We start from the raw sequence: 23,966 nt of genomic DNA, 5'->3' as shown, positions 1-23,966 counted from the left end.
GGAAAAGGGAAAAAGCCGCCGTCGGCCCACGCGGGTTGGTCAATGCGTTATTAGGCGGCTACTTCATTCATTTCGCTGTCGCTCGATTCGGCGGCGAGCAGGTTCAAGGCGAGCAGAATCGCCGCGCGGTTGTCGAGATCGATCTCGATGCCGAGCACGTCGGTCAGCCAGCGGCCGATCTTGGTATTGGAAAATTCGTCGGCCCCGGCCGTCTTTTTCATGGTGACGCCAAGTTTGACGGCGCGATAGTGATACGAGGGCACGCGATGCTGAGCAGCGACCGCCGACAGGCCGCCTTTCCCTTCCGAGCACCAGCCGAGGCTGCCGGCCAGCACGATGCGCTCCGGCTCGTCGAGGCTGTCGATAAAGGTGCGCGCCGCGAGCCGCACGCGTTGTTCGTCGAGGCCGTATTGCAGCAACACGCTTTCGACCGGGTCTTCCAGTGCTTGCGCGTGCAGATCGATTTCCTGCGCCATGCCTTCGTTTTCCATCGACACGTTGCGTTGATGGCCGGCGCTGCGCAGGCAGTCGATCAGGTAACGGCGAAAATACGCGCACAGTGCGAAACTGTTGGACGGCGCGCTGTCGGCACAGGCATGCGTTTCCGTGTGGCCGGGCGCGAGGCGCAGGACTTTCGCGTAGATGAACTGCGCGACCAGTTCTTCCTTGTCTTCGCCGAGCGCCTGCAATTCAAGCGGATGGTAGGTGCGCAGCGCCCGCTTGACCAGATCGACCATCGACACCATTTCGTCGGCGGACAACTGGGTACGCCGACGCCACAGGTCGGGCAGGATCGCATCGTCGAGATTGCGGACGAACGCGTGGCTCGGAACTGCGCCCATGAAAACCTCCATAAAGGGTTAGGCAATGAGCGCGGGGAGCCTCGACTGCAGGCAAAGAGTGGGGTGTTGGAACTTTTGAGCCGCGCCGGAATGTGAAGTCAGTATGGTTTCCGGCGGCCGCTTCGCCTATATGGATTAAGTGGTAGCTGATGGGTAAACTGCCGGGTAAACCATCCGGTCAGCACAATCCGCCGTGCCCGACAGCAAGCATCTTGCATGGGACCAGAGTAAGCGCTGAAGCACTAACTCTGGTCGACAGCTTTGCATGGGACCAGAGTAAGTGCTAAAGCACTAACTCTGGTCGACAGCTTTGCATGGGACGGGAGTAAGTGCGTTGCATGGGACTAGAGTAAGCGCTGAAGCGCCAACTCTAGTCGACAGCTGAAGCGCTAACTCCCGTCGACAGCTTTGCATGGGACGGGAGTAAGCGCTGAAGCGCTAACTCCCGTCGACAGCTTTGCATGGGACGGGAGTAAGCGCTGAAGCGCTAACTCCCGTCGACAAAGGAGACCGCATGACGCGGGCCGACCCTATCCAGCGTGCAATCGACGAAGACCTGGTGCGCGTGCTATACGCGCAAGATCCCATCGCCTTCTTTTCGCACTGGTTCTCGATCGCGGTGCTGGTGGCGATCTACTGGCCGAACGTGCCGTCGCCGCCGCTGTTCATCGCGTGTTTTGGGTTTTATGCGGCCGCCAATTGCGGTGGACTGGCGCTGTGGATCTGCAATCGCCGCTACCCGCACCTCACGACGCCGCGTGGCTGGATCAACCTGCATGCGGTGCGCGGCGTGCTGCTGTACAGCGCGCCGGGGCTTGCGGTGTGGTTCGCGTTCCAGAGCCCGCAGACCGATTTGCCGCTGCTGCACACCGTGATGCTCGTCACGCTGGCGGCCGGCGTGTTCATGTCCAATGGCTTCGATTTGCTGAACTTCTCGACCGCGATTCCGTTTCTGCTGTTTCCGGCAATCGTGCTGCATTTCGGCACGCATACGTTCGACCGCACGATTCTTGCGATCGTCCTCGCGTTCTTCTTCTGCGCGATCAACGTCTATGCGCTGAGCTATCGCAAGCTGTTCCAGCAGGTCGTGCAGGCGCGCGTCGATCAGCAGTATCTGGCGGAGTCGCTGGCGGCACAAAAACGTGTCGCGGAAGAGGCCAGCCTTGCCAAAACGCGGTTTTTTGCGGCGGCGAGCCACGATTTGCGCCAACCGCTGCACGCGATCGGACTGCTGGCGGCTTCGCTCAACGACACGGCGGCGACAGCCGTGCAACATGCGAAGACGGCCCAGCACATCGTTTATAACGTCGAGGCGCTGAATCAGTTGTTCAATCAGGTGCTCGATCTCGCCAGGCTCGAAAGCGGCGTAACCCAGGTGATCCGCCTGCATTTCCGGCTGTCGGAACTGTTCGAGCGGGTGGGTAGCCAGTACCGCCCGCAGGCCGCGGCCAAGGGGCTGGCGCTGCGGATCGCGCCGTCCTCAGTGGTCTTGCACGACGATCCGGTGTTGCTCGAACGCGTGCTGAGCAACCTGCTCTCGAATGCGGTGCGCTATACCGAGGAGGGCGCAATCTGGGTCGGTTATCGCCGTGCGGGCCGTCGTTCGGGAGGCTATATCGAGGTGCGCGATTCCGGCATCGGCATTCCGGCCGCGGAGCATGAACGCATCTTCGAGGAGTTCTATCAGGTTGCCAATCCGCAACGCGACGCGCGTCAGGGGCACGGATTGGGCTTGCCGACGGTGAAGCGCCTCGTCCAGATGCTCGGCGGCGAGTTGCAACTGCGCTCGGCGCCGGGCCGCGGCTCCGTGTTTCGCTTTCCGGTGCAGGTGGGCGACCCCCGCGGAATTGTCGCGAGCCTGAATGAGGCGGTGGCGGGCGGGCCGTCGGCGCAAGGGCGGCGCGTGCTGTGCATCGACGACGAACCATCGATTCTCGAAGGCCTCACCAGTCTGCTGGAACGCTGGGGTTGCATCGTGCGGGGCGCACGCGACGAGGTCGACGCGCTCGCCGCGCTGGAAGACGGCTTCGTGCCGGATGCCGTGCTATGCGACTACCAGCTGGCCAATCACCGAACCGGCGCGCAAGCGCTGTCGGCCATGCGCAATGTGCTCGCGCGCGCGGGGCACGAAGGCGTGGTGACCTTGCTGATCACGGGCGATATGGCGTCGGCCGAGCTGGCGGCACTGGCCTTGCAGGGGATCCCGGTGCTGCACAAGCCGGTCACGCCGGCGCGTTTGCGGCGCACCCTGGAAATGCTGTGGCAGCAGGCGGAACTGGATAAGGGACGGCCGGCGGCAGCGCTGGATCTGCGCACCGGCGACGGCGGACGTGAACCGGACAGTTGGGCAGTGAAGGCGTAGCGATTATCGCAAGGCGAATCGAAAAAAGCAGATGGACGGCCGTCGGCTCGAACGCCTGACCGCAGCTTGGCGCTGCTCCGCGATTACAGGGTTTTCCCGGCTTCGAGCCAGCCGTTGATCACGGCGATCGCCGTGGACCGGTTGTGCACGCCGAGTGCCCGAAAGATCACCGACAGATGCACCTTGACCGTCCCTTCCGCGACACCCAGCTCACGCGCGATCATCTTGTTGGTCCAGCCGCGGTGCACCAGCCGCATGATGTCCTGCTGTCTTGGCGACAGGTTCTCCAGCAAATGTTGCTGGTGCGGCTGCAACGCCTGGATTTGCGCGATCGGTTCGGTCAGCGCGGTGCCGCCCTGAGTCGAGGAATGGACGGCGCCCTGAGCGGCAAGCTCGGCGGCCGCTTCGGCGTGCGCGGGGGCGGCTTGCGTCTCGCGCGAGCCCAGCAGGCTGAGCGCTTCCATCGGTACGTAGGCGCCGCCTGACAACACCAGCTCGATTGCCTTGAGCATGACGCTGGCGGGTTGCCGCTTGGGCACGAAGCCGAGCGCGCCGGCGGCCAGCACCGCGCGCATTTCGTCGGGCGACTCTTCGGCGGAGAGCACGACGACGGGCAACGCCGGGTTCGCCTTCAACAGCACTTCAAGCGACGACGCGCCGGTCATGCCCGGCATATGCAGATCGACGATCGCGAGGTCGTGGTCGGCGTCGGGCCGCGCGGCGGCGGCGAGGGTTTCCCAGGTATCGGCTTCGTCGAACTGAGCGTCGGGATCGAGGCCGCGCAGCAGCCCTTTGACGCCTTGCCGGATCAGTTCATGGTCGTCGGCCACAAGAAACTTCATGATGTCTCCGCGAGTCGGGTCTGCGCGTGATGGACTACCGCGGGTGTACTTCTGGCTTTACTTCCCGTTTTACTTCTATTCTCGAGTCGCGTCATTGCCGGCTACCCCGCGATCATATGCCGATCGGTGCGCGGCGCGCCTTCCGGCTTGCCGCACGAGTGATTATCTATTTGTATGATCGCCGGCTGGTTCGATGCACCAGCATTATGGTGTAAGGCAGGTCTCCCGCGCATAGGTTCCGGCTTGCTTTGTAGACGAGCCGCATGCCCCAATTTTAAAGCCGTCCACGCAGGGATTCGAAGGTTATGCGCACCGGATGACGTCGCGCACGCTGAGTTGGTTACTTGACCGCAAATAACGTCGCATTCATCAGAAGCTTGAACGCGAAACCGAGCGAGACTGCCGAGACCACGCCGAAGCACCAGAGCGCGATGAACCACAGCCACCCCGGCAGTTTGCGCACCGGCGTTTGACGCGTGCCGTGGGTGGCCTTGGCGCGTGCGTCCTTAGTGATAGTGATGTTGGTCGCCATGACGCACCTTGCCACGAAATACCCAATAACCCATCGTCGTATAAGCGATGATGACCGGCAGAATCACCGCCGCGCCGACTAGCGTGAACATCTGGCTCGAGCGCGGCGCAGCGGCTTCCCAGAGCGTCATGCTCGACGGAATCGCATACGGCCACAGGCTCACCAGCAGCCCCGCATACCCAAGCAGCACCAGCAGAAGCGCCAGCACGAACGGCGTGTTGTGATGCCGCGCCCGCACCGCGCGGTGCATGAAGAACGCGCAGATCGCCACGAGAAACGGCACCGGCAGCAGACGGTAAAACAGGTTGTCGTGGAACCAGCGTTGCGCGATGTTCGGATCCTGCAGCGGCGTCCACAGGCTGACCATCGCGATGAAGCCGAGCAGCACGAGCGTCAGCGGCCACACCACGCGATGCAGGCGGCGTTGCAGATCGCCTTCGGTCTTCGCGACCAGCCAGCAGCAGCCGAGCAATGCGTAGGTGATCACCAGACCGAGACCCGTCAGCAGACTGAACGGCGTGAGCCAGCCGAAGGCGTCGCCCGCATAGCCGCCGTCGATCACCGGGATGCCTTGCAGGAACGCGCCCAGCACGATGCCCTGAAAGAACGCCGCGCCCGCCGAACCGCCGATGAATGCCAGATCCCACAAGTGTTTCGTGCGTTTGGCCTTGGCGCGAATCTCGAACGAGACGCCGCGGAAAATCAGGCACACGAGCATGAAGATCAGCGGCAGATACAGCGCGGACAGCACGCTCGAGTAGACCACCGGAAACACCGCGAACAGCGCGGCGCCGCCGAGCACCAGCCAGGTTTCGTTGCCGTCCCACACGGGCGCAACGGTGTTCATCATCAGGTCGCGTTCTTTCTCATCGGGGAAGAACGGGAACACGATGCCGATGCCCAGATCGAAGCCGTCCAGCACCACGTACATGAATAGGCCCAGCGCAATGATCGCGGCCCACGCTACGGTTACGTCCATTTTCTTTCTCGCATGCAGGTGAGGTCAGGCGGCGTCGATCATATGATCGGCGGCGGACAGCGGGCGGCGCGCGGTCTGATTCGGCGTGTACTCAGGCACGCCGTGCGGTGTTTGTCCCGGCAGGGCGGGACCCGCGCGCATCAGCTTGAGCATGTAGTAGATGCCGGTGCCGAACACGAGGAAGTAGACGACCACGAAGGTCATCAGCGAGATGCCGACCTGTTGCGTGGTAAGTGGCGACACCGCCTGCGAGGTGCGCATCACGCCGTACACCACCCACGGCTGACGGCCGGCTTCCGTGGTGACCCAACCCGCCAGCAGCGTGATGAAGCCGGTCGGGCCCATTGCCACGGCGACGCGCTGGAACCACTTTGCTTCGAATAGACGCTCGCGGCGGCGCAGCGCCCATGCGGCCAGCGACATCAGGATCATCAGCACGCCGAGGCCCGCCATGATGCGGAAGCTCCAGAACACGACCGTCGAGTTCGGCCGGTCTTGCGGCGGGAATTCCTTCAGGCCGCGAATTTCGCCGTCCCAGCTATGCGTGAGGATCAGGCTGCCGAGGTGGGGAATCGACACGGCATAACGCGTGGTCTCCGCCTGCATATCCGGAATGCCGAACAGGTTCAGCGCGGTGCCACCTTTCTCGGTGTCCCACAGACCTTCGATCGCGGCGATCTTGGCCGGCTGATACTTGCGCGTATTCAGACCGTGCTGATCGCCGACGAACGCCTGGATCGGCGTGAGGATCAGCAGCAGCCACAGCGCCATCGAGAACATCTTCCTGACCGCCGGATCGCGCCGGCCGCGCAGCAGATGCCACGCGCCGACCGCCGACACCACCAGCCCCGCGACGATGAACGCCGCCAGCGCCATATGCGCGAGCCGGTACGGGAACGACGGATTGAAAATGATCTTGAACCAGTCGAGCGGCACGACATGGCCGTCGACGACCTCAAAGCCTTGCGGCGTTTGCATCCAGCTATTGGACGCGAGAATCCAGAAGGTCGAGATCAGCGTGCCGATCGCCACCATCAGCGTCGCGCCGAAGTGGGCGCGCGGACTTACGCGCTGCCAGCCGAACAGCATGATGCCGAGAAAGCCCGCTTCGAGAAAGAACGCGGTCATGACTTCGTACATCAGCAACGGCCCGGTGATAGGCCCGGCGAAACTGGAGAAGCCGGACCAGTTGGTGCCGAACTGATAGCTCATCACGACGCCGGAGACGACGCCCATGCCGAAGGCGACTGCGAAGATCTTCGACCAGAACAGGCAAAGATCTTTGTAGTACGCCTTGCCGGTTTTCAGCCAGCGCCATTCGAGGACGGCGATGAAGCTGGCGAGGCCGATGCTGAGCGCCGGAAAAACAATGTGAAACGAGACGGTGAACGCAAACTGAATGCGGGCGAGATCGAAGGCCGAAATTGCGGAGTTCATGAGCGTGAAAGTCGTGATGCCCGTGAGGGCGGACTACGCGCGTCGACCGTTGTCGGTGCGCACTGCGCTGGGCAGATGGCGCAAGAGTAGGGGATCAGTGAAATTTTTGCTGCAATGCGACGTGCGTCAAAAAACCGCCTTGTTTTGCGCGGTTTTTCGTTTTTGAGACGGCAAAGCCTTGATAGGTATCAAGTTTTCCTTATTGCGCGTTTGCGTGTGTTCTTCGTGATCGCCACAGAACTGCGGCAATAGACCGCGCTGCAGCAAGCCGGCGTGCACGCGTTTGCGATGGTGTGCCCGCAAGCCGGAGCAGTTCGTTGTACGCGCCGGCTACGCGATCGAGATAAACAGCTGCTTGCCACACGCCGCCGCGTATCTGCGTAAGGTATCGATGGAAGGCGAGTGCTGCCCCGACGCAAGTGCCCGCTCCAGCCGGGTGATGGCCGGCGCTTTCGTGCCCATGCGCTCGGCGACTTGCGCCTGTGTCAAGCCGGCTTCGCGGCGCGCGGCGAGCATCTGGTCGAGCAGCGCGAATTCTTCACGGTTCAGCCGTTCGTATTCGGCGCGTACTTCGGGGTCGGCGAGCGCCCGTTCGCGCATTGCCTTATAAGTTGCCATTTCTGATCTCCAGCAGTCTTTTGCGCGCCACGTCCAGTTCATTGCGCGGCGTTTGTTGCGACTTCTTCACAAAGCTGTGAAGCATGACGATTTTCCGTTCCACGATGGAGCAGTAGAACACTCTGGCGATGCCCTCGGCGCCTTTCAGGCGCATCTCGAATAAACCGCCACCCATTGATGCAGTGTGCGGTTCGCCGAGATTCGGGCCGTATTCCTCCATGCGATCGGCCAGCGCGATGAAGCGTGCAAGCAGCGTTTTCGGCAAGGAGGCAACGTGTACTTTGACCTTTTCGTTGTAGAAGTCGATCGTAAATGCCATTGAAATCCATGATAACAAATATGTTATTTATACGCAAGCAAGTCGCCTTGCCGTGTTCTGCTGTCTTTCTGCAAAAGGCGGAGGCGTTGCCCGGCAGGGGATCGAACGATGGGAAGAGGGCGAAAGCAGGACCGCGATGAGCGGTTACGACGGCGTTGGCACAACTCGCTGTTCGGCTGGGTTGAGTCGTGCGGGACGCGATATTGGGCGCGGCACGGCGGAGGTCTCCTTTAGCATTGGCTGGCCGAGTTGGCGTAGCGAATCAAGCTCTACTCGTCATCAACCGACAATAACGCTGTTCGTGCCGACTTTCTATTAGCCGGTTAGCTAGCCATCAGGCTAGTTTGCTTCTACCATGCACGCAGCTAACCGGCGGCTTCTCCAGCGTCACTGCATGCTCGAACGGATGAGCGCCGCATCGTCATCCGCTGGTTCATTTCCGATCGTTATTTCGAATACCGCGTGAGCCGATCCGGTTCGTCGCGAGTCCGTCATCAAAGTGCGTTGCAAGCCGTGTCATGCTTGATCGAGCGAGCGTCTCATCGTGCACCGACGGGGCGTCTTTCCTCCCATGTTCCACTCACACGCATCGCGTTTGGCGTGCATTCGTTGCTAGCGGTTTTCGTTGGGCGGCGCGGCTCGTGCTGCCCAAACGGTTCGAGCGGCACGCTTCATCCACCTGCCGGCGACGGCAGACTTCATCCAGAAGGAGTCAGCAGATGAGCACGATCACCACGAAAGACGGTACGGAAATCTTCTACAAGGATTGGGGCAAAGGGCGCCCGGTTGTCTTCTCGCACGGCTGGCCGTTGTCCGCGGACGCCTGGGACGCGCAGATGCTGTTCCTCGGCAGCAAAGGGTTTCGCGTGATCGCGCACGACCGGCGCAGCCATGGCCGTTCGGCGCAGACGTGGGACGGCAACGACATGGACACCTATGCCGACGATCTCGCCGCGCTGATCGAGCACCTCGACCTGCGGGACGCCACGCTGGTCGGCCATTCGACAGGCGGCGGCGAGGTCGCGCACTACATCGGCCGTCACGGTACGAAACGCGTCGCGAAGGCCGTGCTGATCGGCGCGGTGCCGCCGCTGATGCTCAAGACGGAAGGCAATCCCGAGGGCACGCCGATCGACGTGTTCGACGGCATCCGCAAGAGTGTCGTGGCGGATCGTTCGCAGTTCTTCAAGGATCTTGCGCTGCCGTTTTACGGGTACAACCGTCCGCATGCGAAGGTATCGCAAGGCGTGATCGATTCGTTCTGGGCGCAAGGCATGGTCGGGTCGATCAAGGGCCTGTACGACTGCATCAAGCAGTTCTCCGAAGTCGACTACACGGAAGACCTGAAGAAGATCGACGTGCCGACGCTGGTCCTGCATGGCGACGACGACCAGATCGTGCCGATCGACGCCGCAGGCCGCAAGACGGCGAAGATCGTGAAGAACGCCACGCTCAAGGTCTACCCGGGCGGGCAGCACGGCATGTGCACCGTCGAGGCGGACAAGGTGAATGCCGATCTGCTGGAATTCATCGGCTCCTGATGCGCTGACTTCGCGAGTGCGGCCGGCGTGGGGCGATTGCCTTGCGCCGGCCGCGTCGGTATCTGCAGCGGGTCCGCGCGTGTTCCAGTGCGGTGCGTATCGAGTGCCCGGCGCGTTGGCGCCGCCAATCGACCCGCGGATTTAGACGGCCTGCTGGCCGATTTCGTGATTGGCGAGTATTTCGAGCGCGCGCACCATGGCGGAGTGATCCCATGCCTTGCCGCCATGCGCCACGCAGGCGTTGAAGAGCTGCTGGCAGGTGGCTGTATTCGGCAAGGAAACGCCGAGCGCCTGCGCCGTCGACAGCGCGAGATTCAGATCCTTCTGGTGGAGCTCGATCCGGAAGCCCGGCTCGAAGGTGCGCTTCGTCATCCGCTCGCCGTGCACTTCGAGAATGCGCGAGGACGCAAACCCGCCCATCAGCGCTTCGCGCACGCGCGCCGGATCGACGCCGGCTTTGGAGGCGAGCAGCAACGCTTCGCCGACGGCCTCGATCGTCGCGGCGACAATCACCTGATTAGCCACCTTGCACACCTGGCCCGCGCCGACAGCGCCGATCAGCGTGACGTTCTTGCCCATCATGTCGAAGAGCGGCTTGACGCTCTCGAAGGTCGCCGCTTCGCCGCCCACCATGATGGTCAGCGAACCGGCCTTCGCGCCAACCTCGCCGCCGGAAACCGGTGCATCGAGATAGTCCGCGCCGCGCTCGCGCACGCGGGCTGCGAAGTCGCGGGTGGCCATCGGCGAAATCGAGCTCATGTCGACCACCGTCTGCCCTGGGCGCAGGGCCTCGGCGAGGCCCTGTTCGCCAAACAGCACGCGTTCGACGTCCGGTGTGTCCGGCACCATGACGAAGATCACGTCGGCATGCGCGGCCACGGCGGCCGGGCTGTCACACGCGACAGCACCGGCCTGGGCGAGATCGTCGGGCACGCCGCTGCGCGTAAACGCAGCCAGCGCGACACCGTTCTTGAGAAGGTTGGCGGCCATGGGCTTGCCCATGATGCCGAGTCCGATAAAGCCTGCTTTTTGCATGGAAATCTCCGGAGATGTCATGGCGGCCGTCTTTACTTCCGGTCCGCCTGTTTCTGCATGAAGTGTTGTTGAACCGTCTGCGCGGCGGCTTTCAGCAGCCCCATATCGGCACAGACGGCGATGACGCGGCAGCCCATCGAGAGATAGCGCTCCGCGTCGGCCTGGACGGGCGCGAGGATGCCGCTCGGCTTGCCGGCGGCCTGTGCGCGCTCGAAAACGCGCGCGATCGCCTGCTGCACGTCGGGGTGGCCCGGATTGCCGATGTGGCCATAAGCGGCGGCGAGATCGGACGGGCCGACGAAAACGGCATCGACGCCGTCCACGGCGAGAATCGCGTCAATATTGTCCACCGCCTTGCGGCTTTCGATCTGAACGATGACGCAGACGTTGTCGTTGGCGATGTCGAAGTAATTGGCGACGGTCGCATAGCGATTGCCTCGTTGGCTGACCGAGACGCCGCGGATACCCTGAGGCGGATAACGCGTCGCGGCGACGGCGCGCGCCGCGTCTTCGGCGCTGTCGACGAACGGCACCAGAAAATTCGAGAAACCGCTATCGAGGAGCCGCTTGATGAACACGCTGTCGTTGGCCGGCGGACGCACCACCGGCGCGCTCGGGCTGTCCTTGAGCGCCATCAGCTGGGGGATCAGCGTCAGAACGTCGTTCGGTGCGTGTTCGGCATCCAGCAATATCCAGTCGAAGCCGACAACGCCGAGCAGTTCCGTGGCAATCGGGCTGGCAAGCGAAGCCCAGCAGCCGATCAGGGTTTCGCCGCCGAGGACGGCGCGGCGAAAGCTATTGGGTAAAGGCTGGTAAGGCGCGGCGACTGTCATGGGATGTCTCCTCGAACTGCACAAAATTAACCCGGCAAGCTCCGACGTTCGTTGAACCGCATGTTATAAGTCATCGTATGTCTAGATGCAGGTTAGCATCGGTCTGAGGGGTTGTAACGGCCAGGTAAACCCGAACTCCTTGTGGAGCAGGGGTTTTGGGTTGCATGTAGGTCGCTCAATGTTGTAGGATGACTTATATCTAAGACGTCCATCCAAGGAAAGCGAAATGTCTATTACCGGCGAAATGCTGATTGGCCGCAAAGCAGTGCGCGGCGAGGAAAAACCCTTGCGTGCGTTCAATCCCGCTACGGGGTCCGACATCGCCGAGCCGGTGTTCGGCAGCGGCTCGGTGGCGAACGTCGAGCTCGCCTGCGAACTCGCCCAGAAAGCGTTCGATACGTACCGGCATTTGCCGCTCACCGTGCGCGCCGAGTTTCTCGAGCGTATCGCAGACGGCATCACGGCGCTCGGCGACGCGCTAATCCAGCGCGCACATGGAGAGTCGGGCCTGCCGAAGGCGCGTCTCGAAGGCGAGCGCGGTCGCACGACCGGCCAGCTCAAACTGTTCGCGCAAGTCGTGCGCGCCGGCCAATGGCTTGCCGCCACGCTCGATTCGCCGCTGCCCGAGCGCAAGCCGCTGCCGCGCTCCGACCTGCGAATGCAAAAGATTCCGCTGGGACCGGTCGCCGTGTTCGGCGCCAGCAACTTTCCGCTCGCGTTTTCCGTGGCGGGCGGCGATACCGCTGCGGCGCTTGCGGCGGGCTGCCCGGTGGTGGTGAAGGCGCACCGCGCGCACCTGGGCACCTCGGAGATGGTCGGCCGCGTGATTCAACAGGCCGCGCAGGACATGGATCTGCCCGAAGGTGTGTTCTCGATGATCGTCGGCGCCGGCAATTCCGTCGGTGAAGCGCTGGTCGCGCATCCGGCGATCAAGGCGGTGGGCTTCACGGGTTCGCGCGCGGGCGGCACGTCGTTGATGCGCGTGGCGGCCGCCCGGGCCGAGCCGATTCCGGTCTACGCGGAAATGAGCAGCATCAACCCGGTGTTCCTCCTGCCGAACGCGCTGTCGCAACGCGCTGAGACGATCGCGCGTGGCTTCGTCGATTCGCTGGTGCTCGGCGCGGGGCAGTTCTGTACCAACCCGGGGCTCGCGATCGCTGTCGACAGCGAGGCGCTCAAAAGCTTCGTCGCAACGGCGTCCGAGGCGTTGAGCGGCAAGCCGGCCCAGACCATGCTCACCGCCGGCATTCATGCGGCCTATGAAGAAGGCGAAGGCAAACTGGCGGCAACGAGAGGTGTCGAAACAGTGGCGCAAGGCGTCGACGCGACGGGCCCGACGCAGGCTCGCGCGGCCTTGTTCGTGACCGATGCGCAGACTTTCCTGTCCACGCCGGCGCTGGAGGACGAGGTTTTCGGGCCGGCGTCGACCATCGTGCGTTGCAAGGACGAGCAGGAATTACTCGCCGTTGCCGAGCACTTCGCCGGTCAATTGACTGCCACGGTGCAAATGGATAGCGCGGATCTGGCGGCGGCGAAGAAGCTGGTGCCGATTCTCGAGCGCAAGGCCGGGCGGATTCTGGTCAACGGTTTCCCGACCGGCGTCGAGGTGTCGCACGCGATGGTGCACGGCGGCCCGTTCCCGGCGACCTCCGATAGCCGGGCGACGTCCGTGGGGACCACGTCGATCGAGCGCTTCCTGCGTCCGGTCTGCTACCAGGATTTCCCGGCTGGTTTGCTGCCGGACGCGCTGGCCGATAGCAATCCGCTGGACTTGTGGCGCCGTCGCGATGGCGAGATCACGCGCAGCTAGGCGATATATGGGCGGCGCGCTGGCGGGCGCCGCGCAGGATGGAAAAATGGCCGGGATATCCCGGCCATTTTTTTTACGCCCAGCGTGGCGCAGCGTGACGAATCAGCGCTTGCTCAGCGCACGGAATCGGCTGGGTCAGCTGAATCAGCTATTGGCTTCCGCGCTTTCGTTCGCGCGCCGCAGCCGCTCGCGGCTGTTGGACAAGTGCATGCGCATCGCCGCGCGTGCGCCTTCGGCGTCGTGCCGTGTGATCGCTTCGAGAATGCTTTCGTGCTCCAGATTGACGAGCGACAGATAGGCGTCGGGCTCGGCACGCGCGATCCCCGCCGAATCGAGCCGGTTGCGCGGGATCAGCGCGCTGCCCATTTGCGTGAGGATGTCGACGAAATACCGGTTGCCGGTGGCGCGCGCCACGGAGATATGGAATTGCAGGTCGGCGTCGACGCTATCCAGCCCATTGTGGCGGGTGGCTTCGATCGCATCGAGCGCGGCGCGCATGCGCGCGAGGTCGTCCGGTTTGGCCCGTTGCGCCGCCAGACCCGCGCATTCCGTTTCGAGGCTGATGCGCAGTTCCAGGATCGACAGCACGTCGCGCAGGGTGGTGGCAGGCACCATGTCGATGCCCAGCTTTTCGCGTTGCGGTTCCAGCACGAAGCTGCCGATGCCGTGGCGCGTCTCGATGATCTTGCCCGCCTGCAAGCGTGAAATCGCTTCGCGGATGACGGTGCGGCTCACGCTCAGCGTAACCATTAATTGCGATTCGGTCGGCAGTTTGTCGCCGGGCTTCAAGGCGTTGGACGCGATTTGCTCGGTGACGTAGCTGACGACAAACTCGGCAAGATTGCGCGCGCGCCGTGGCGGTGCCGCGGATGCCAGTGGTGTAGCCATCGAAAACGCCCCTTGAATCAGATAGTTGCAGATACTTCCTGCGATTCATTATACCGTCGTCTGACGACTGATTATATAAACGCCGGATCATTTTCGGCATCGGTGTCGGACCTGGCGTCGATGTCCGGTTTCAGGCGCCTGGCGGACAAGCCGCTTTGTTTTGCAGGCGCCCAGGGAAGTACGATAACAGCGCAACTGCTAGGCTTGGCGCAACTCGACCCGTTTGATGTCTTTCACGATCACGAGGTAGCTGAACACCGTCAGCAAGGCATTCAGGCCGACGAAAACCAGCGCGCCGTTGAACGACCCGGTCTTCGCGACGAGGTAGCCGATCACGATGGGCGTCACGATGCCGGCCACATTGCCGAACATGTTGAAGATGGCGCCCGACAAACCGAGCGCTTCCTTCGGCGACGTGTCCGCCACCACGGCCCACCCGAGCGCGCCGATACCCTTGCCGAAGAAGGCGAGCGACATGAGCGCGACGACGATCCAGTCCGTCGAGACGTAGTTGCAGCCAATGATGCACGCCGACAGCAGCATGCCGCCGACAATCGGCACCTTGCGCGCGACGGTGAGCGAATGCCCGCGGCGGATCAGTCCGTCGGACAGAATGCCGCCGAGCACGCCACCGGAGAATCCGCAAATCGCGGGCAGGGACGCCACCAGACCCGCTTGCAGAATCGTCATGCCGCGCGCCTGCACGAGGTAGATCGGAAACCAGGTCAGGAAGAAGTAGGTCAGCACGTTGATGCAGTACTGGGCGAGATAGACGCCCAGCAGCATGCGATTGGTCAGTAGTTGGCGCACCAGCGACCAGCCGCCCGTCCTGGCGATGTCCGCGGCCCGGGCTGCTTTCGTGTGCCCGTTCACCACGCCGCCGCCCTGTTCGATGTAGTCGAGCTCGGCGCGCGAGACGCGTGGATGGTCGGCGGGGTTCTTCATCATTTTCAGCCAGGTGAGGGCGAGAAGAAGACCGGCTCCGCCCATCACGAGGTAGACCGCGTGCCAGCCGAACGCGTGGGTCAGCCACGCCATCAGCGGCGTGAAAATAACGGCCGCGAAGTATTGCGCCGAATTGAAAATGGCGGAGGCGGTGCCGCGCTCGTTGGTCGGGAACCAACTGGCTACAACCTTGGCATTGGCCGGAAACGCCGGCGATTCCGCGGCGCCCATCGCGAAGCGCAGCACGAACAGCGCGGTGACGGCGGCGGCTGCGCTGCCGAGCAGGCCGATCGCGCTTTGCAGCAGCGTGAACAGCGACCACAGGAAAATGCTCGCCGCGTAGACGCGCCGCGCGCCGAAGCGGTCGAGCAGCCAGCCCGCCGGCAATTGCGACAGGACATAGGCCCAGCTGAACGCGGAGAAGATGTAGCCCATCCTGATCGCGTCGAAGCCGAACTCGGCGCGCATCGCGGAGCCGGTCACCGAGAGCGTGGCGCGGTCCGCGTAATTGAATGTCGTGATCAGAAAGATCAGCAGCAGAATCGCGTAGCGGACCTTGGTGCGCTTCGCGACGTGGGCGGGGCTCGCGGTGCGGCTCATTTCCATCGTCATCTCCGAAATTTGTTGTGCAGGGAGCGAACCCCCAGGCGGCGCGGCGCAAACGGCCGCCGCGCACCTTACCGATTCGAGCGGAACGCGCCTGGTGGCGCGCCTCGGCGCGATACAAAGAGCGCCCGGTGACGTTGCCGTCCCGGGCGCTCCTGACGGAACCGTCTATGCGGTTCTCGCTCGCACGGCCTCTGGGCGTTTATCGCATCGCTCGCGTAGCGAGCGCTACTGCGGACCGAGCGTCTTGATGAGCGCGTCGAGTTTTGCCATTTCTTCTTCGGTCAGATCGGTCAGCGGTGCGCGCACCGGACCGGCGCTGTGGCCGACCAGCTTTGCGCCCGCCTTCACGATGCTGACCGCGTAGCCCGCGCGGCGGTTGCGGATCGCCAGATACGGCAGGAAGAATTCGTCGATCAGCTTGCCGACGGTTGCGTGATCGTCCGCGGCAATCGCGCGGTAGAACGCCATCGCCGTCTTCGGGATGAAGTTGAACACGGCCGACGAGTACACCGGTACGCCCAGCGCCTTGTAGGCGGCGGCATAGACTTCCGCGGTCGGCAGGCCGCCGAGGTACGAGAAGCGGTCGCCGAGGCGGCGGCGGATCGACACCATGTTCTCGATCTCGCCCACGCCGTCCTTGAAACCGATCAGGTTGGGGCAGCGCTCGGCCAGCCCTTCGAGCATGTCGGCGTTAAGCTTGGAGTTCGCGCGGTTGTAGATGATCACGCCCATGTTCGGCACGGACTTGCAGACTTCTTCCGCGTGCGCCGCGATGCCTTCCTGGCAGGCTTCGGTCAGGTAGTGGGGCATCAGCAGAATGCCGTTCGCGCCGTGACGCTCGGCTTCCTGGGCATACGCGATCGCCACGCGGGTCGGGCCACCGGCGCCGGCGAGAATCGGCACCTTGCCTTTGCAGACTTCGGTTGCCGTGCGCACGACGTTCGAGTAGTCGTTATGCGTGAGCGAGAAGAATTCGCCCGTGCCGCCGGCGACGAACAGCGCCGACGCGCCGTAAGGCGCCAGCCATTCGAGGCGCTCGGCATAGGTATCGGCGCGGAAATCGCCTTGTTCGTCGAAGTCGGTAACGGGGAAGGACAGGAGGCCTTCCGAAACGATCTGCTTCAGTTCCTGCGGTGTCGTCATGATGAGTATCCAGGGCGTCGAATGGGGTCGGGATGTAGAAATGAAGATTTCTTATACGTCATCGTACAACAACAATTCGGCTAACTCAACGGTGTTTTCACGGCATAATGCACGTCATAGGGTAAATACGGAACGTCTGCGTAATCTTTCATGTTGTAGGATGACGTATGAATGATTGGCGTGAATGAGGCGCAGCAGGCGTGAAATCGCCACAAGGATCGATGTCATGGAACAAACCCCGCTCTACATTCGCGTTCACCCCAATGACAATGTCGCGATCGTCGTCAACGACGGCGGTCTGGGTGAGGGCGCTGTATTTCCCGATGGCCTCGCGTTGCGCGAGCGTGTCCCGCAGGGGCACAAGGTCGCGCTGGCCGATTTCGCGGAAGGCGACGAGGTCATCCGCTACAACGTGGTGATCGGTTACGCGCTCAAAGCCTTGCCGAAGGGCAGCTGGATCAACGAACACGTGATCCGCATGCCGAGTCCGCCGGGGCTGGACGACTTGCCGATCGCCACCATCAAGGCGCCGGAGATGCCGCCGCTGGAAGGGTTCACGTTCGAAGGCTATCGCAATGCCGACGGCTCGGTCGGCTCGCGCAACATTCTGGCCATCACGACCACGGTGCAATGCGTCGCCGACGTGGTTCAGCACGCGGTCACGCGCATCAAGGCCGAACTGCTGCCGCACTACCCGAACGTCGACGACGTAGTGAGTCTCGGCCACACCTATGGCTGCGGCGTCGCGATCGACGCGCCCGACGCGATGGTGCCGATCCGCACGGTGCGCAACATCAGTCTGAATCCGAACTTTGGCGGCGAGGTGATGATGGTCAGCCTCGGTTGCGAAAAGCTGCAACCCGAGCGCCTGATGCCGCCGGGCACGATTCCGATTGCCGCCGCCGCGAATGTCGCGGAAGTCGCGGACATCGGCGACGTCGAGGCCGATCTGAACGGCGGCGTGGTGGTGCTTCAGGACGACGCGCACGTTGGCTTCCAGTCGATGATCGAGTCGATCATGAGAATGGCCGAGGGCCATCTGAAGCGGCTGAACAATCGCCGCCGCGAGACCTGCCCGGCCTCCGATCTGGTGGTCGGCGTGCAATGCGGCGGCAGCGACGCGTTTTCCGGGCTGACCGCGAATCCTGCCGTGGGTTTCGCGACCGATTTGCTGGTGCGCGCCGGAGCGACGGTGATGTTCTCCGAAGTCACCGAAGTGCGCGACGGTGTCGATCAACTGACGGCGCGTGCGGCCAATGCGGACGTGGCGGCTGCGATCATCCGCGAGATGCAGTGGTACGACGATTATCTGAAGCGCGGCGGCGCGGACCGCAGTGCCAACACCACGCCCGGCAACAAGAAAGGCGGCCTGTCGAACATCGTTGAAAAGGCGATGGGCTCGATCATCAAGTCGGGCAATTCGGCCATTTCCGGCGTGTTGTCGCCCGGTGAAAAGGTCAGGCAGAAAGGCCTGATTTACGCGGCCACCCCGGCGAGCGATTTCATCTGCGGCACGCTGCAGGTCGCGGCGGGCATCAACCTGCATGTATTCACAACCGGCCGCGGCACACCGTACAGCCTCGCGGAGGTGCCTGTCATCAAGGTCGCGACGCGCTCCGATCTTGCGCGCCGCTGGCACGATCTGATGGATATCAACGCCGGCACCATTGCAACCGGCGCCGCGACGATCGAAGACGTGGGTTGGGAACTGTTCCGCCTGATGCTCGACGTCGCCAGCGGACGTAAAGAGACCTGCGCCGAGAAACTCAAGCTCCATAACGCGTTGACGCTGTTCAATCCGGCGCCGGTGACCTGATAGTACCGATCGCAATCACGACAAAGACTGAGACATGACTGACTCGAACCTTGGCCGCCCGCCGGCGCAGAAACCCTTTCGCCGTATTCTGCTCACCGGCGCTGCCGGCAATCTTGGCCGGCAGTTGCGCGGCGCGCTTGCTGCGTGGGCCGACGTGGTGCGCGTCACCGATATTGCGCCGCTGGGCGAAGTGGCGGCGCACGAAGAAGCATCGATTGTGGATCTCGCGGATGAGGCCGCCGTTCACGCGCTCCTCGAAGGCGTGGATGCGGTGGTTCATCTTGGCGGCATTTCCGTCGAGGCACCGTTCGAAGATCTGCTCGAAGCGAATATCCGCGGCCTGTACAACCTCTATTCGGCTGCGCAGAAGCAGGGCGTGAGGCGCATCGTGTACGCGAGCTCGAATCATGCCGTGGGTTTTCACCCGACGACCTCGGTGGTCGATATCGACGCGCCGCTGCGTCCCGACAGTCTGTATGGCGTGACGAAGTGCTTCGGCGAATCGCTGTCGCGCTATTACTTCGACCGCTTCGGTCTCGAGACGGTGTGTCTGCGGATCGGCTCGTCGTTCGAGCAGCCGAAGAATCCGCGCATGCTCGTCACTTATTTGAGCTTCCGCGACTTTATCGAACTGGTGCGCTGCTCGCTGTTCACCAACCGGGTCGGCCACGCGATTGTCTACGGCGTATCGGACAACCGGACCAAGTGGGTCGACAACACCAAGGCGGCGTTTCTCGGCTTTCGTCCGCAGGACAGCTCGGTCGAGTTCGAGCATCTTTTCCCGGTCACGGCGCCCACCGCCGAGCTCGATGATCCGACGCAGCGGTTCCAGGGCGGCGCATTCGTGCTGGCCGGCCCGATGGAGCCGAGGCGGTGAGCAGCGTGGCGAACCCGCGAGTGGAGCGTGTCGAGGCAGCGGGGCAGGCGCCCGCGTCGGTCGGCGAGAGTCCGGTATGGCGCGCCGCGGAACAGGCGCTTTACTGGGTGGATATTCCGGCGCAAAAGATCGTGCGGCTGCGGCTCGATTCGGGAGCGCGCGCCGAGTGGCAATTGCCGGAGAGGGTGGCATGCATCGCCTTCGATCGTCGCGGCACGGTGCTGGCGGGCTGTGAGACGGGACTCTTCGCGCTCACGCTGACAGAAGGCGCGCCCCGTGGCGGCGAGCCGACGAAGGTGACGGGCAGAAAGCTCGCCGCGCCGCTTTTCCCATTCGACGACATGCGCTTCAACGACGGCCGTTGCGACCGGCAAGGGCGCTTCTGGTCCGGCACGATGGTGCAGGACATGGCGGCGGCAAATCCCGCGGGCGCGCTCTATCGCTTCGACGAGCGCGGTGTGTTGTCGGAGCCGGTTGTCGACGCGTTGATCACGCAAAACGGTCTGGCGTGGTCGCCCGATGGAACGACGATGTATCTGTCGGACTCGCATCCGCTGCGCCGGCAAATCTGGGCTTTCGACTACGACATCGAGACGGGCGAACCACGCAACCGGCGTGTATTCGCCGATCTGCACGATTACGCGGGTCGTCCCGACGGCGCGGCGGTGGATGCCGACGGTTGCTACTGGATTTGCGCGAACGACGCAGGCCTGCTGCTTCGCTTTACACCGCAAGGCAGGCTCGATCGGCAGATCGCCGTGCCGGCCTTGAAGCCGGCGATGTGCGCGTTCGGCGGGCGGAACCTGGATACGCTCTTCGTGACGTCGATTCGTCCCGCGACGGGCGCGAGTGAGCACGACGGCCATCTGTTTGCCGTTCGGCCCGGCGTGACCGGCTTGACCGAGCCCGAATACGCGGGCGAACTCTGAAAAGGCGGCGTGCATGAGGCGGGGCGCCTGGAATTAGCATGTCGGCGCCCAACAGTCGCAGCCGTTTATTCATCGCTTGTCGTACAACATAGTGGCAAAAATGCCACTCTCCAGCCATCTTCCTCTCTGCGAAAAACAGATGCCCGCGATTCGGGGATTTTGTTAAAACGCCTTCCTGTATTGGTTTTGATGCCGAACCTTAGTCCGGAAACTTTTACGGCCAACCTGTTGTCGTGCGGGTAAATACCGGCTGTACAACTTCGGGCACGTTTTATAGACTTCATATGTCGTCGTACAACGTATGAGCCCAAACAAATTCATTTCAAGATGGTTTTGGGCTGCCGGACAAAAGGGCAGCGTTCTCAGCGCGTATGACCAACGCGCGCGGGGCGCACGCCGAAGCAGTCGAAGTCAAGAAGTCGAGTTGTCTGACAGGAGTGCTGAGCATCTGTGCCGGGGAAGTAGAGCAGGCCAGCACGGCAAACCGCTCGCCATCCACACGGGCGGCGCGTGGAGCCGGGAGACGCATCAAAACCATGTCGCATCCGTACGCGGCCCTCCGCAAGTGCTCCCCGCAAGCGGCTCTCCGCATCCGGATGATCTAATTTCAAGGAATGTCACGATGAAAACCAAGTTTGCCTCTTCCCGTGTATCGATGATTGTCGCGGCCTCCGTGCTGGCGTTCAGCACGGTGTCGGCGCACGCGCGCGTGTTTCGGGTGTCGGACGTGCATGGCGACACCTATCCGACCAATATGGCTGTGAAATACATGGGGGAAGAAATCAGCAAGGCAACCGGTGGCAAGGATTCCGTGAAGGTCTTCGGCAACAGCGCGCTGGGTTCGGAAAACGACACGATCGACCAGGTGCGTATCGGCGCGCTGGACATGGCCCGCGCCAACGGTGCTGCGTTCAATGAGATCGTGCCCGAATCGATGATTCCGTCGCTGCCGTTCCTGTTTCGCGACATCGACCATTTCCGCAAAGTGATGTACGGCCCGGAAGGCCAGAAGATCCTCGACGCCTTCAAGGCGAAGGGCATGATCGCGCTGACGTTCTATGAGAGCGGCGCGCGCTCGATGTACGCGAAGAAGGCGATCCATTCGCCCGCCGACATGAAGGGCCTCAAGGTGCGCGTGCAGCCGTCGGACCTGATGGTCGACGAAATCAAGGCAATGGGCGGCACGCCCACGCCGATGCCGTTCGCAGAAGTCTATACGGGCCTGAAGACGGGTCTCGTGGATGGCGCGGAAAACAACCTGCCGTCATACGAAGAAACCAAGCACTTCGAAGTCGCACAGGTCTATTCCGAAACCCAGCATTCGATGACGCCGGAAGTGCTGGTGTTCTCCAAAAAGGTCTGGGACACACTAACGCCACAAGAACAGGACATCATCAAGAAGGCTGCGGCTGACTCCGTGCCTTACTACACGAAACTGTGGACCGCGCGTGAAAACGACGCGGCAAAGACGGTGACGAAGGCTGGCGCGACGATCGTTACCGCGTCGCAGATCGACCGTCCCGCTTTCGTGAAGGCGATGCAGCCGGTGTGGGCAAAGTACGAGAAGACCCCGCAAATGAAGCAGCTCGTCGACGAAATCCAGGCGGTTAAATAAGTTCGGAAGCAACGCGGTGGAGAAGGGCCGTGCGGCATATGCCGCCGGTTTTTCCCGCCGCGCCGGTTTTTTGAGCCGGCGAAGGTTGCAGGATTCTTGAAGATTAAATATAAGTCTGCTGCAGGCAAGGATGGGGTCAATGAGATTCATGAAACGGCCAAACGATTTTCTCTTCCGTGTGCTGGTGGTCGTGGCGTCGGCAAGTCTCGCCACGCTGTGCCTGTTGGTGATCTATAGCGTCTTGATGCGCTATGTCTTTAGCGATGCACCGGATTTCGTCGAGCCCATCGCCCTCCTGCTGGTGATTGTGATCGCCATGTTCGGCGCCGCGCTCAAGGTTCGCGAAGGCGGCCACATCGGGCTCGACTCGCTAGTCAAGAAGCTGCCGCCGAAAGGTCAGGTGATCGCCCATGCGTTCCAGCATATTTGCCTGATCATGCTGGCCGTGGCGGTTTTCTTCGGCTGCTGGCAGATGGCCGAGACGACGATGGACGACAAGATCCCGATCCTGGGCCTTCCGGAAGCGCTTCGCTATCTGATCCCCGTCTTCGCCAGCGCCTGCATCGCACTGTTCTCGTTCGAGAACCTGCTGGGGCTTTTCGCACAGAAACAAAAATAGAAGAATCATGGAACTTGCCATCCTCTCAGTCAGTTTCCTCGTTTTCCTCGTATTCGGGGTTCCTGTTTCGTTTGCGTTGGGACTCGCGTGCGTCCTCACGTATCTGTATGAAGGCTTGCCGGCGGCCACCGCCATGCAGTCGATGATTTCGGGAATGAACGCGTTTTCGTTTCTCGCGGTCCCGTTCTTCATTTTCTCCGGCGAATTGATGCTGCACGGCGGTATCGCCGACCGCATCCTGCGCTTCGCGCAGGCCACGGTGGGCCATTTCCGCGGTGGGCTCGGCATGGCCAACGTGGTCGCGTGCACGCTGTTCGGCGGCGTGTCCGGTTCGCCGACGGCAGACACGTCCGCGATGGGCGGCGTCGTCATTCCGCTGATGAAGCGCGAAGGCTACAGCGCGGCCTATGCGGTCAACGTGACGACCCATTCGTCGCTGGCGGGCGCGCTGATGCCCACGTCGACGAACATGATCATCTATGCGTTCGCGGCCCAGGGCATCACCGGGACGCTGAACGGACACCAGATGAGCGGCGTGTCGATCGGCGATCTGTTGTTTTCTGGTCTATTGCCGGTTCTGTGGGTGATGGGTTTCGTGCTTATTGCTGCATACTGGCAAGCGGTCAAGTTTGGCTATCCGCGTGGTGCTGACGGCTCGAGCGAATTGCAGCGTTTTCCTGGCTGGTTCGCGGTGGCCCGCACGTTCCTCGGCGCGGTGCCCGGCTTGATGGTGATCGCGATCATTCTGGTGTGCGTGGCCAAGGGTATTGCTACAGCGACGGAAGCCGCCGCCATAGCCGTGGCTTATTCGCTGGTGCTGACGATTGTCATCTATCGCACGATGACGCTGAAGAAGCTCTTTCATGCGCTGTCCAAGGCGGCTAAAACCACCGGTGTGGTGTTGCTGCTGATCGGCGTGTCGAACATGCTGCGCTATCAGATGGCCTATCTGGAGATTCCCGACGCCATCGAACACATGCTCGACGGCGCAACGAGCCTGCCCTGGTTGATGCTGCTTTATATCAACATCATCCAGATCTTCCTCGGCACATTCGTCGATATGGCTGCGCACATCCTGATCACCACGCCGTTATTCCTGCCGATGGCGATGCATGCAGGGGTCGGCCCGGTCCAGTTCGGGATCATGATTTTGCTGAACTGCGCATTGGGCCTCGTGCATCCGCCGATCGGGTCGGTGCAGTTCATTGGGTGCGCAATTGGCAATGTGTCGATAGGTGAAACCACCAAGGTGGCGTGGCCTTATTACCTGGCTATCTTCAGCGCGATCAACATCGTGACGTACGTGCCGATGTTTTCGACGTGGTTGCCCAGCCTGATCAATGGTCACCCGGTGTTTTGAATGCCTGGCCAAGAG

At 62.4% G+C, this 23,966-nt stretch carries 21 protein-coding genes; 9 read left to right on the top strand and 12 right to left on the bottom strand.

Annotated features, from left to right (window positions below; all coding sequences use genetic code 11):
• Positions 1-50: 50 nt before the first annotated feature.
• Positions 51-842, bottom strand: a complete 792-nt coding sequence (locus DSC91_RS08360; protein ID WP_115777692.1) for a hypothetical protein — start codon at positions 840-842, stop codon at positions 51-53.
• A gap of 514 nt (positions 843-1,356) precedes the next feature.
• Here DSC91_RS08360 and DSC91_RS08355 point away from each other — a divergent pair.
• Entirely contained in the window at positions 1,357-3,204 is a 1,848-nt protein-coding gene (locus DSC91_RS08355; protein WP_115777691.1) for an ATP-binding response regulator, read from the top strand.
• Positions 3,205-3,287: 83 nt separating this feature from the next.
• Here the strand turns inward: DSC91_RS08355 and DSC91_RS08350 are convergent, their stop codons facing one another.
• The 6 genes from DSC91_RS08350 to DSC91_RS08325 all read right to left on the bottom strand — a co-directional run bounded on the left by DSC91_RS08350 (position 3,288) and on the right by DSC91_RS08325 (position 7,931).
• Complete coding sequence (locus tag DSC91_RS08350) at positions 3,288-4,046, bottom strand: response regulator transcription factor (RefSeq protein WP_115777690.1); 759 nt, start codon at positions 4,044-4,046, stop codon at positions 3,288-3,290.
• A 340-nt stretch (positions 4,047-4,386) separates the two neighbouring features.
• Positions 4,387-4,578, bottom strand: coding sequence for a hypothetical protein (locus DSC91_RS08345; RefSeq protein ID WP_115777689.1), 192 nt, complete (start codon positions 4,576-4,578; stop codon positions 4,387-4,389).
• Entirely contained in the window at positions 4,553-5,557 is a 1,005-nt protein-coding gene (gene cydB / locus DSC91_RS08340) for a cytochrome d ubiquinol oxidase subunit II (protein WP_115777688.1), read from the bottom strand. Before cydB ends, DSC91_RS08345 begins: the two co-directional genes overlap by 26 nt.
• A 24-nt stretch (positions 5,558-5,581) precedes the next feature.
• Positions 5,582-6,994, bottom strand: a complete 1,413-nt coding sequence (locus DSC91_RS08335) for a cytochrome ubiquinol oxidase subunit I (protein WP_115777687.1) — start codon at positions 6,992-6,994, stop codon at positions 5,582-5,584.
• Between the two features lie 330 nt (positions 6,995-7,324).
• Positions 7,325-7,612, bottom strand: coding sequence for a helix-turn-helix domain-containing protein (locus DSC91_RS08330; RefSeq protein ID WP_063498788.1), 288 nt, complete (start codon positions 7,610-7,612; stop codon positions 7,325-7,327).
• Positions 7,599-7,931 carry a type II toxin-antitoxin system RelE/ParE family toxin gene (locus tag DSC91_RS08325; RefSeq protein WP_115777686.1) on the bottom strand — a complete coding sequence of 111 codons (333 nt, stop codon included), beginning with the start codon at positions 7,929-7,931 and terminating at the stop codon, positions 7,599-7,601. Before DSC91_RS08325 ends, DSC91_RS08330 begins: the two co-directional genes overlap by 14 nt.
• A 719-nt stretch (positions 7,932-8,650) precedes the next feature.
• On the opposite strand from DSC91_RS08325, the gene DSC91_RS08320 reads away from it, so the two are divergent.
• Positions 8,651-9,472 carry an alpha/beta fold hydrolase gene (locus DSC91_RS08320; RefSeq protein WP_115777685.1) on the top strand — a complete coding sequence of 274 codons (822 nt, stop codon included), beginning with the start codon at positions 8,651-8,653 and terminating at the stop codon, positions 9,470-9,472.
• A 141-nt stretch (positions 9,473-9,613) separates the two neighbouring features.
• On the opposite strand, the gene DSC91_RS08315 is transcribed toward DSC91_RS08320, so the two are convergent.
• Both DSC91_RS08315 and garL read right to left on the bottom strand, forming a co-directional pair.
• Positions 9,614-10,528, bottom strand: coding sequence for a 2-hydroxy-3-oxopropionate reductase (locus DSC91_RS08315; protein ID WP_115777684.1), 915 nt, complete (start codon positions 10,526-10,528; stop codon positions 9,614-9,616).
• 11 nt (positions 10,529-10,539) lie between these two features.
• The gene (gene garL, locus DSC91_RS08310; RefSeq protein WP_115777683.1) at positions 10,540-11,340 is read right to left on the bottom strand and encodes a 2-dehydro-3-deoxyglucarate aldolase; all 801 of its coding nucleotides are present in this window, start codon (positions 11,338-11,340) and stop codon (positions 10,540-10,542) included.
• Positions 11,341-11,566: 226 nt separating this feature from the next.
• On the opposite strand from garL, the gene DSC91_RS08305 reads away from it, so the two are divergent.
• The gene (locus DSC91_RS08305; protein ID WP_115777682.1) at positions 11,567-13,150 is read left to right on the top strand and encodes an aldehyde dehydrogenase (NADP(+)); all 1,584 of its coding nucleotides are present in this window, start codon (positions 11,567-11,569) and stop codon (positions 13,148-13,150) included.
• 144 nt (positions 13,151-13,294) lie between these two features.
• Here the strand turns inward: DSC91_RS08305 and DSC91_RS08300 are convergent, their stop codons facing one another.
• The 3 genes from DSC91_RS08300 to kdgD all read right to left on the bottom strand — a co-directional run bounded on the left by DSC91_RS08300 (position 13,295) and on the right by kdgD (position 16,735).
• Positions 13,295-14,038 (bottom strand): FadR/GntR family transcriptional regulator, encoded by a 744-nt coding sequence (locus DSC91_RS08300; protein WP_115777681.1) that lies wholly within the window; start codon positions 14,036-14,038, stop codon positions 13,295-13,297.
• 198 nt (positions 14,039-14,236) lie between these two features.
• Positions 14,237-15,589 (bottom strand): MFS transporter, encoded by a 1,353-nt coding sequence (locus tag DSC91_RS08295; protein ID WP_115777680.1) that lies wholly within the window; start codon positions 15,587-15,589, stop codon positions 14,237-14,239.
• A 228-nt stretch (positions 15,590-15,817) separates the two neighbouring features.
• A complete protein-coding gene (kdgD, locus tag DSC91_RS08290) occupies positions 15,818-16,735 on the bottom strand; it encodes a 5-dehydro-4-deoxyglucarate dehydratase (RefSeq protein ID WP_115777679.1) in 918 nt (305 codons plus the stop codon).
• Positions 16,736-16,961: 226 nt separating this feature from the next.
• On the opposite strand from kdgD, the gene garD reads away from it, so the two are divergent.
• From garD to DSC91_RS08260, 6 genes are all read left to right on the top strand, one after another.
• Entirely contained in the window at positions 16,962-18,551 is a 1,590-nt protein-coding gene (gene garD, locus DSC91_RS08285) for a galactarate dehydratase (protein ID WP_115777678.1), read from the top strand.
• A 34-nt stretch (positions 18,552-18,585) separates the two neighbouring features.
• The gene (locus tag DSC91_RS08280) at positions 18,586-19,428 is read left to right on the top strand and encodes an NAD-dependent epimerase/dehydratase family protein (RefSeq protein ID WP_115777677.1); all 843 of its coding nucleotides are present in this window, start codon (positions 18,586-18,588) and stop codon (positions 19,426-19,428) included.
• Positions 19,425-20,357: an SMP-30/gluconolactonase/LRE family protein gene (locus DSC91_RS08275; RefSeq protein ID WP_115777676.1), complete on the top strand. Its 933-nt coding sequence runs from the start codon at positions 19,425-19,427 to the stop codon at positions 20,355-20,357. The genes DSC91_RS08280 and DSC91_RS08275 overlap by 4 nt, the downstream gene beginning before the upstream one ends.
• A 622-nt stretch (positions 20,358-20,979) precedes the next feature.
• A complete protein-coding gene (locus tag DSC91_RS08270) occupies positions 20,980-21,972 on the top strand; it encodes a TRAP transporter substrate-binding protein (RefSeq protein WP_115777675.1) in 993 nt (330 codons plus the stop codon).
• 139 nt (positions 21,973-22,111) lie between these two features.
• Positions 22,112-22,591, top strand: a complete 480-nt coding sequence (locus DSC91_RS08265; RefSeq protein WP_115777674.1) for a TRAP transporter small permease — start codon at positions 22,112-22,114, stop codon at positions 22,589-22,591.
• Positions 22,592-22,598: 7 nt separating this feature from the next.
• Positions 22,599-23,951, top strand: coding sequence for a TRAP transporter large permease (locus DSC91_RS08260; protein WP_115777673.1), 1,353 nt, complete (start codon positions 22,599-22,601; stop codon positions 23,949-23,951).
• Positions 23,952-23,966 lie beyond the last annotated feature (15 nt).

It is taken from the genome of Paraburkholderia caffeinilytica, from assembly GCF_003368325.1.
Classification (GTDB): domain Bacteria; phylum Pseudomonadota; class Gammaproteobacteria; order Burkholderiales; family Burkholderiaceae; genus Paraburkholderia; species Paraburkholderia caffeinilytica.
The sequence above is the reverse complement of the archived record's forward strand: the minus strand, read 5'-3'. Positions and strand labels throughout refer to the sequence as shown.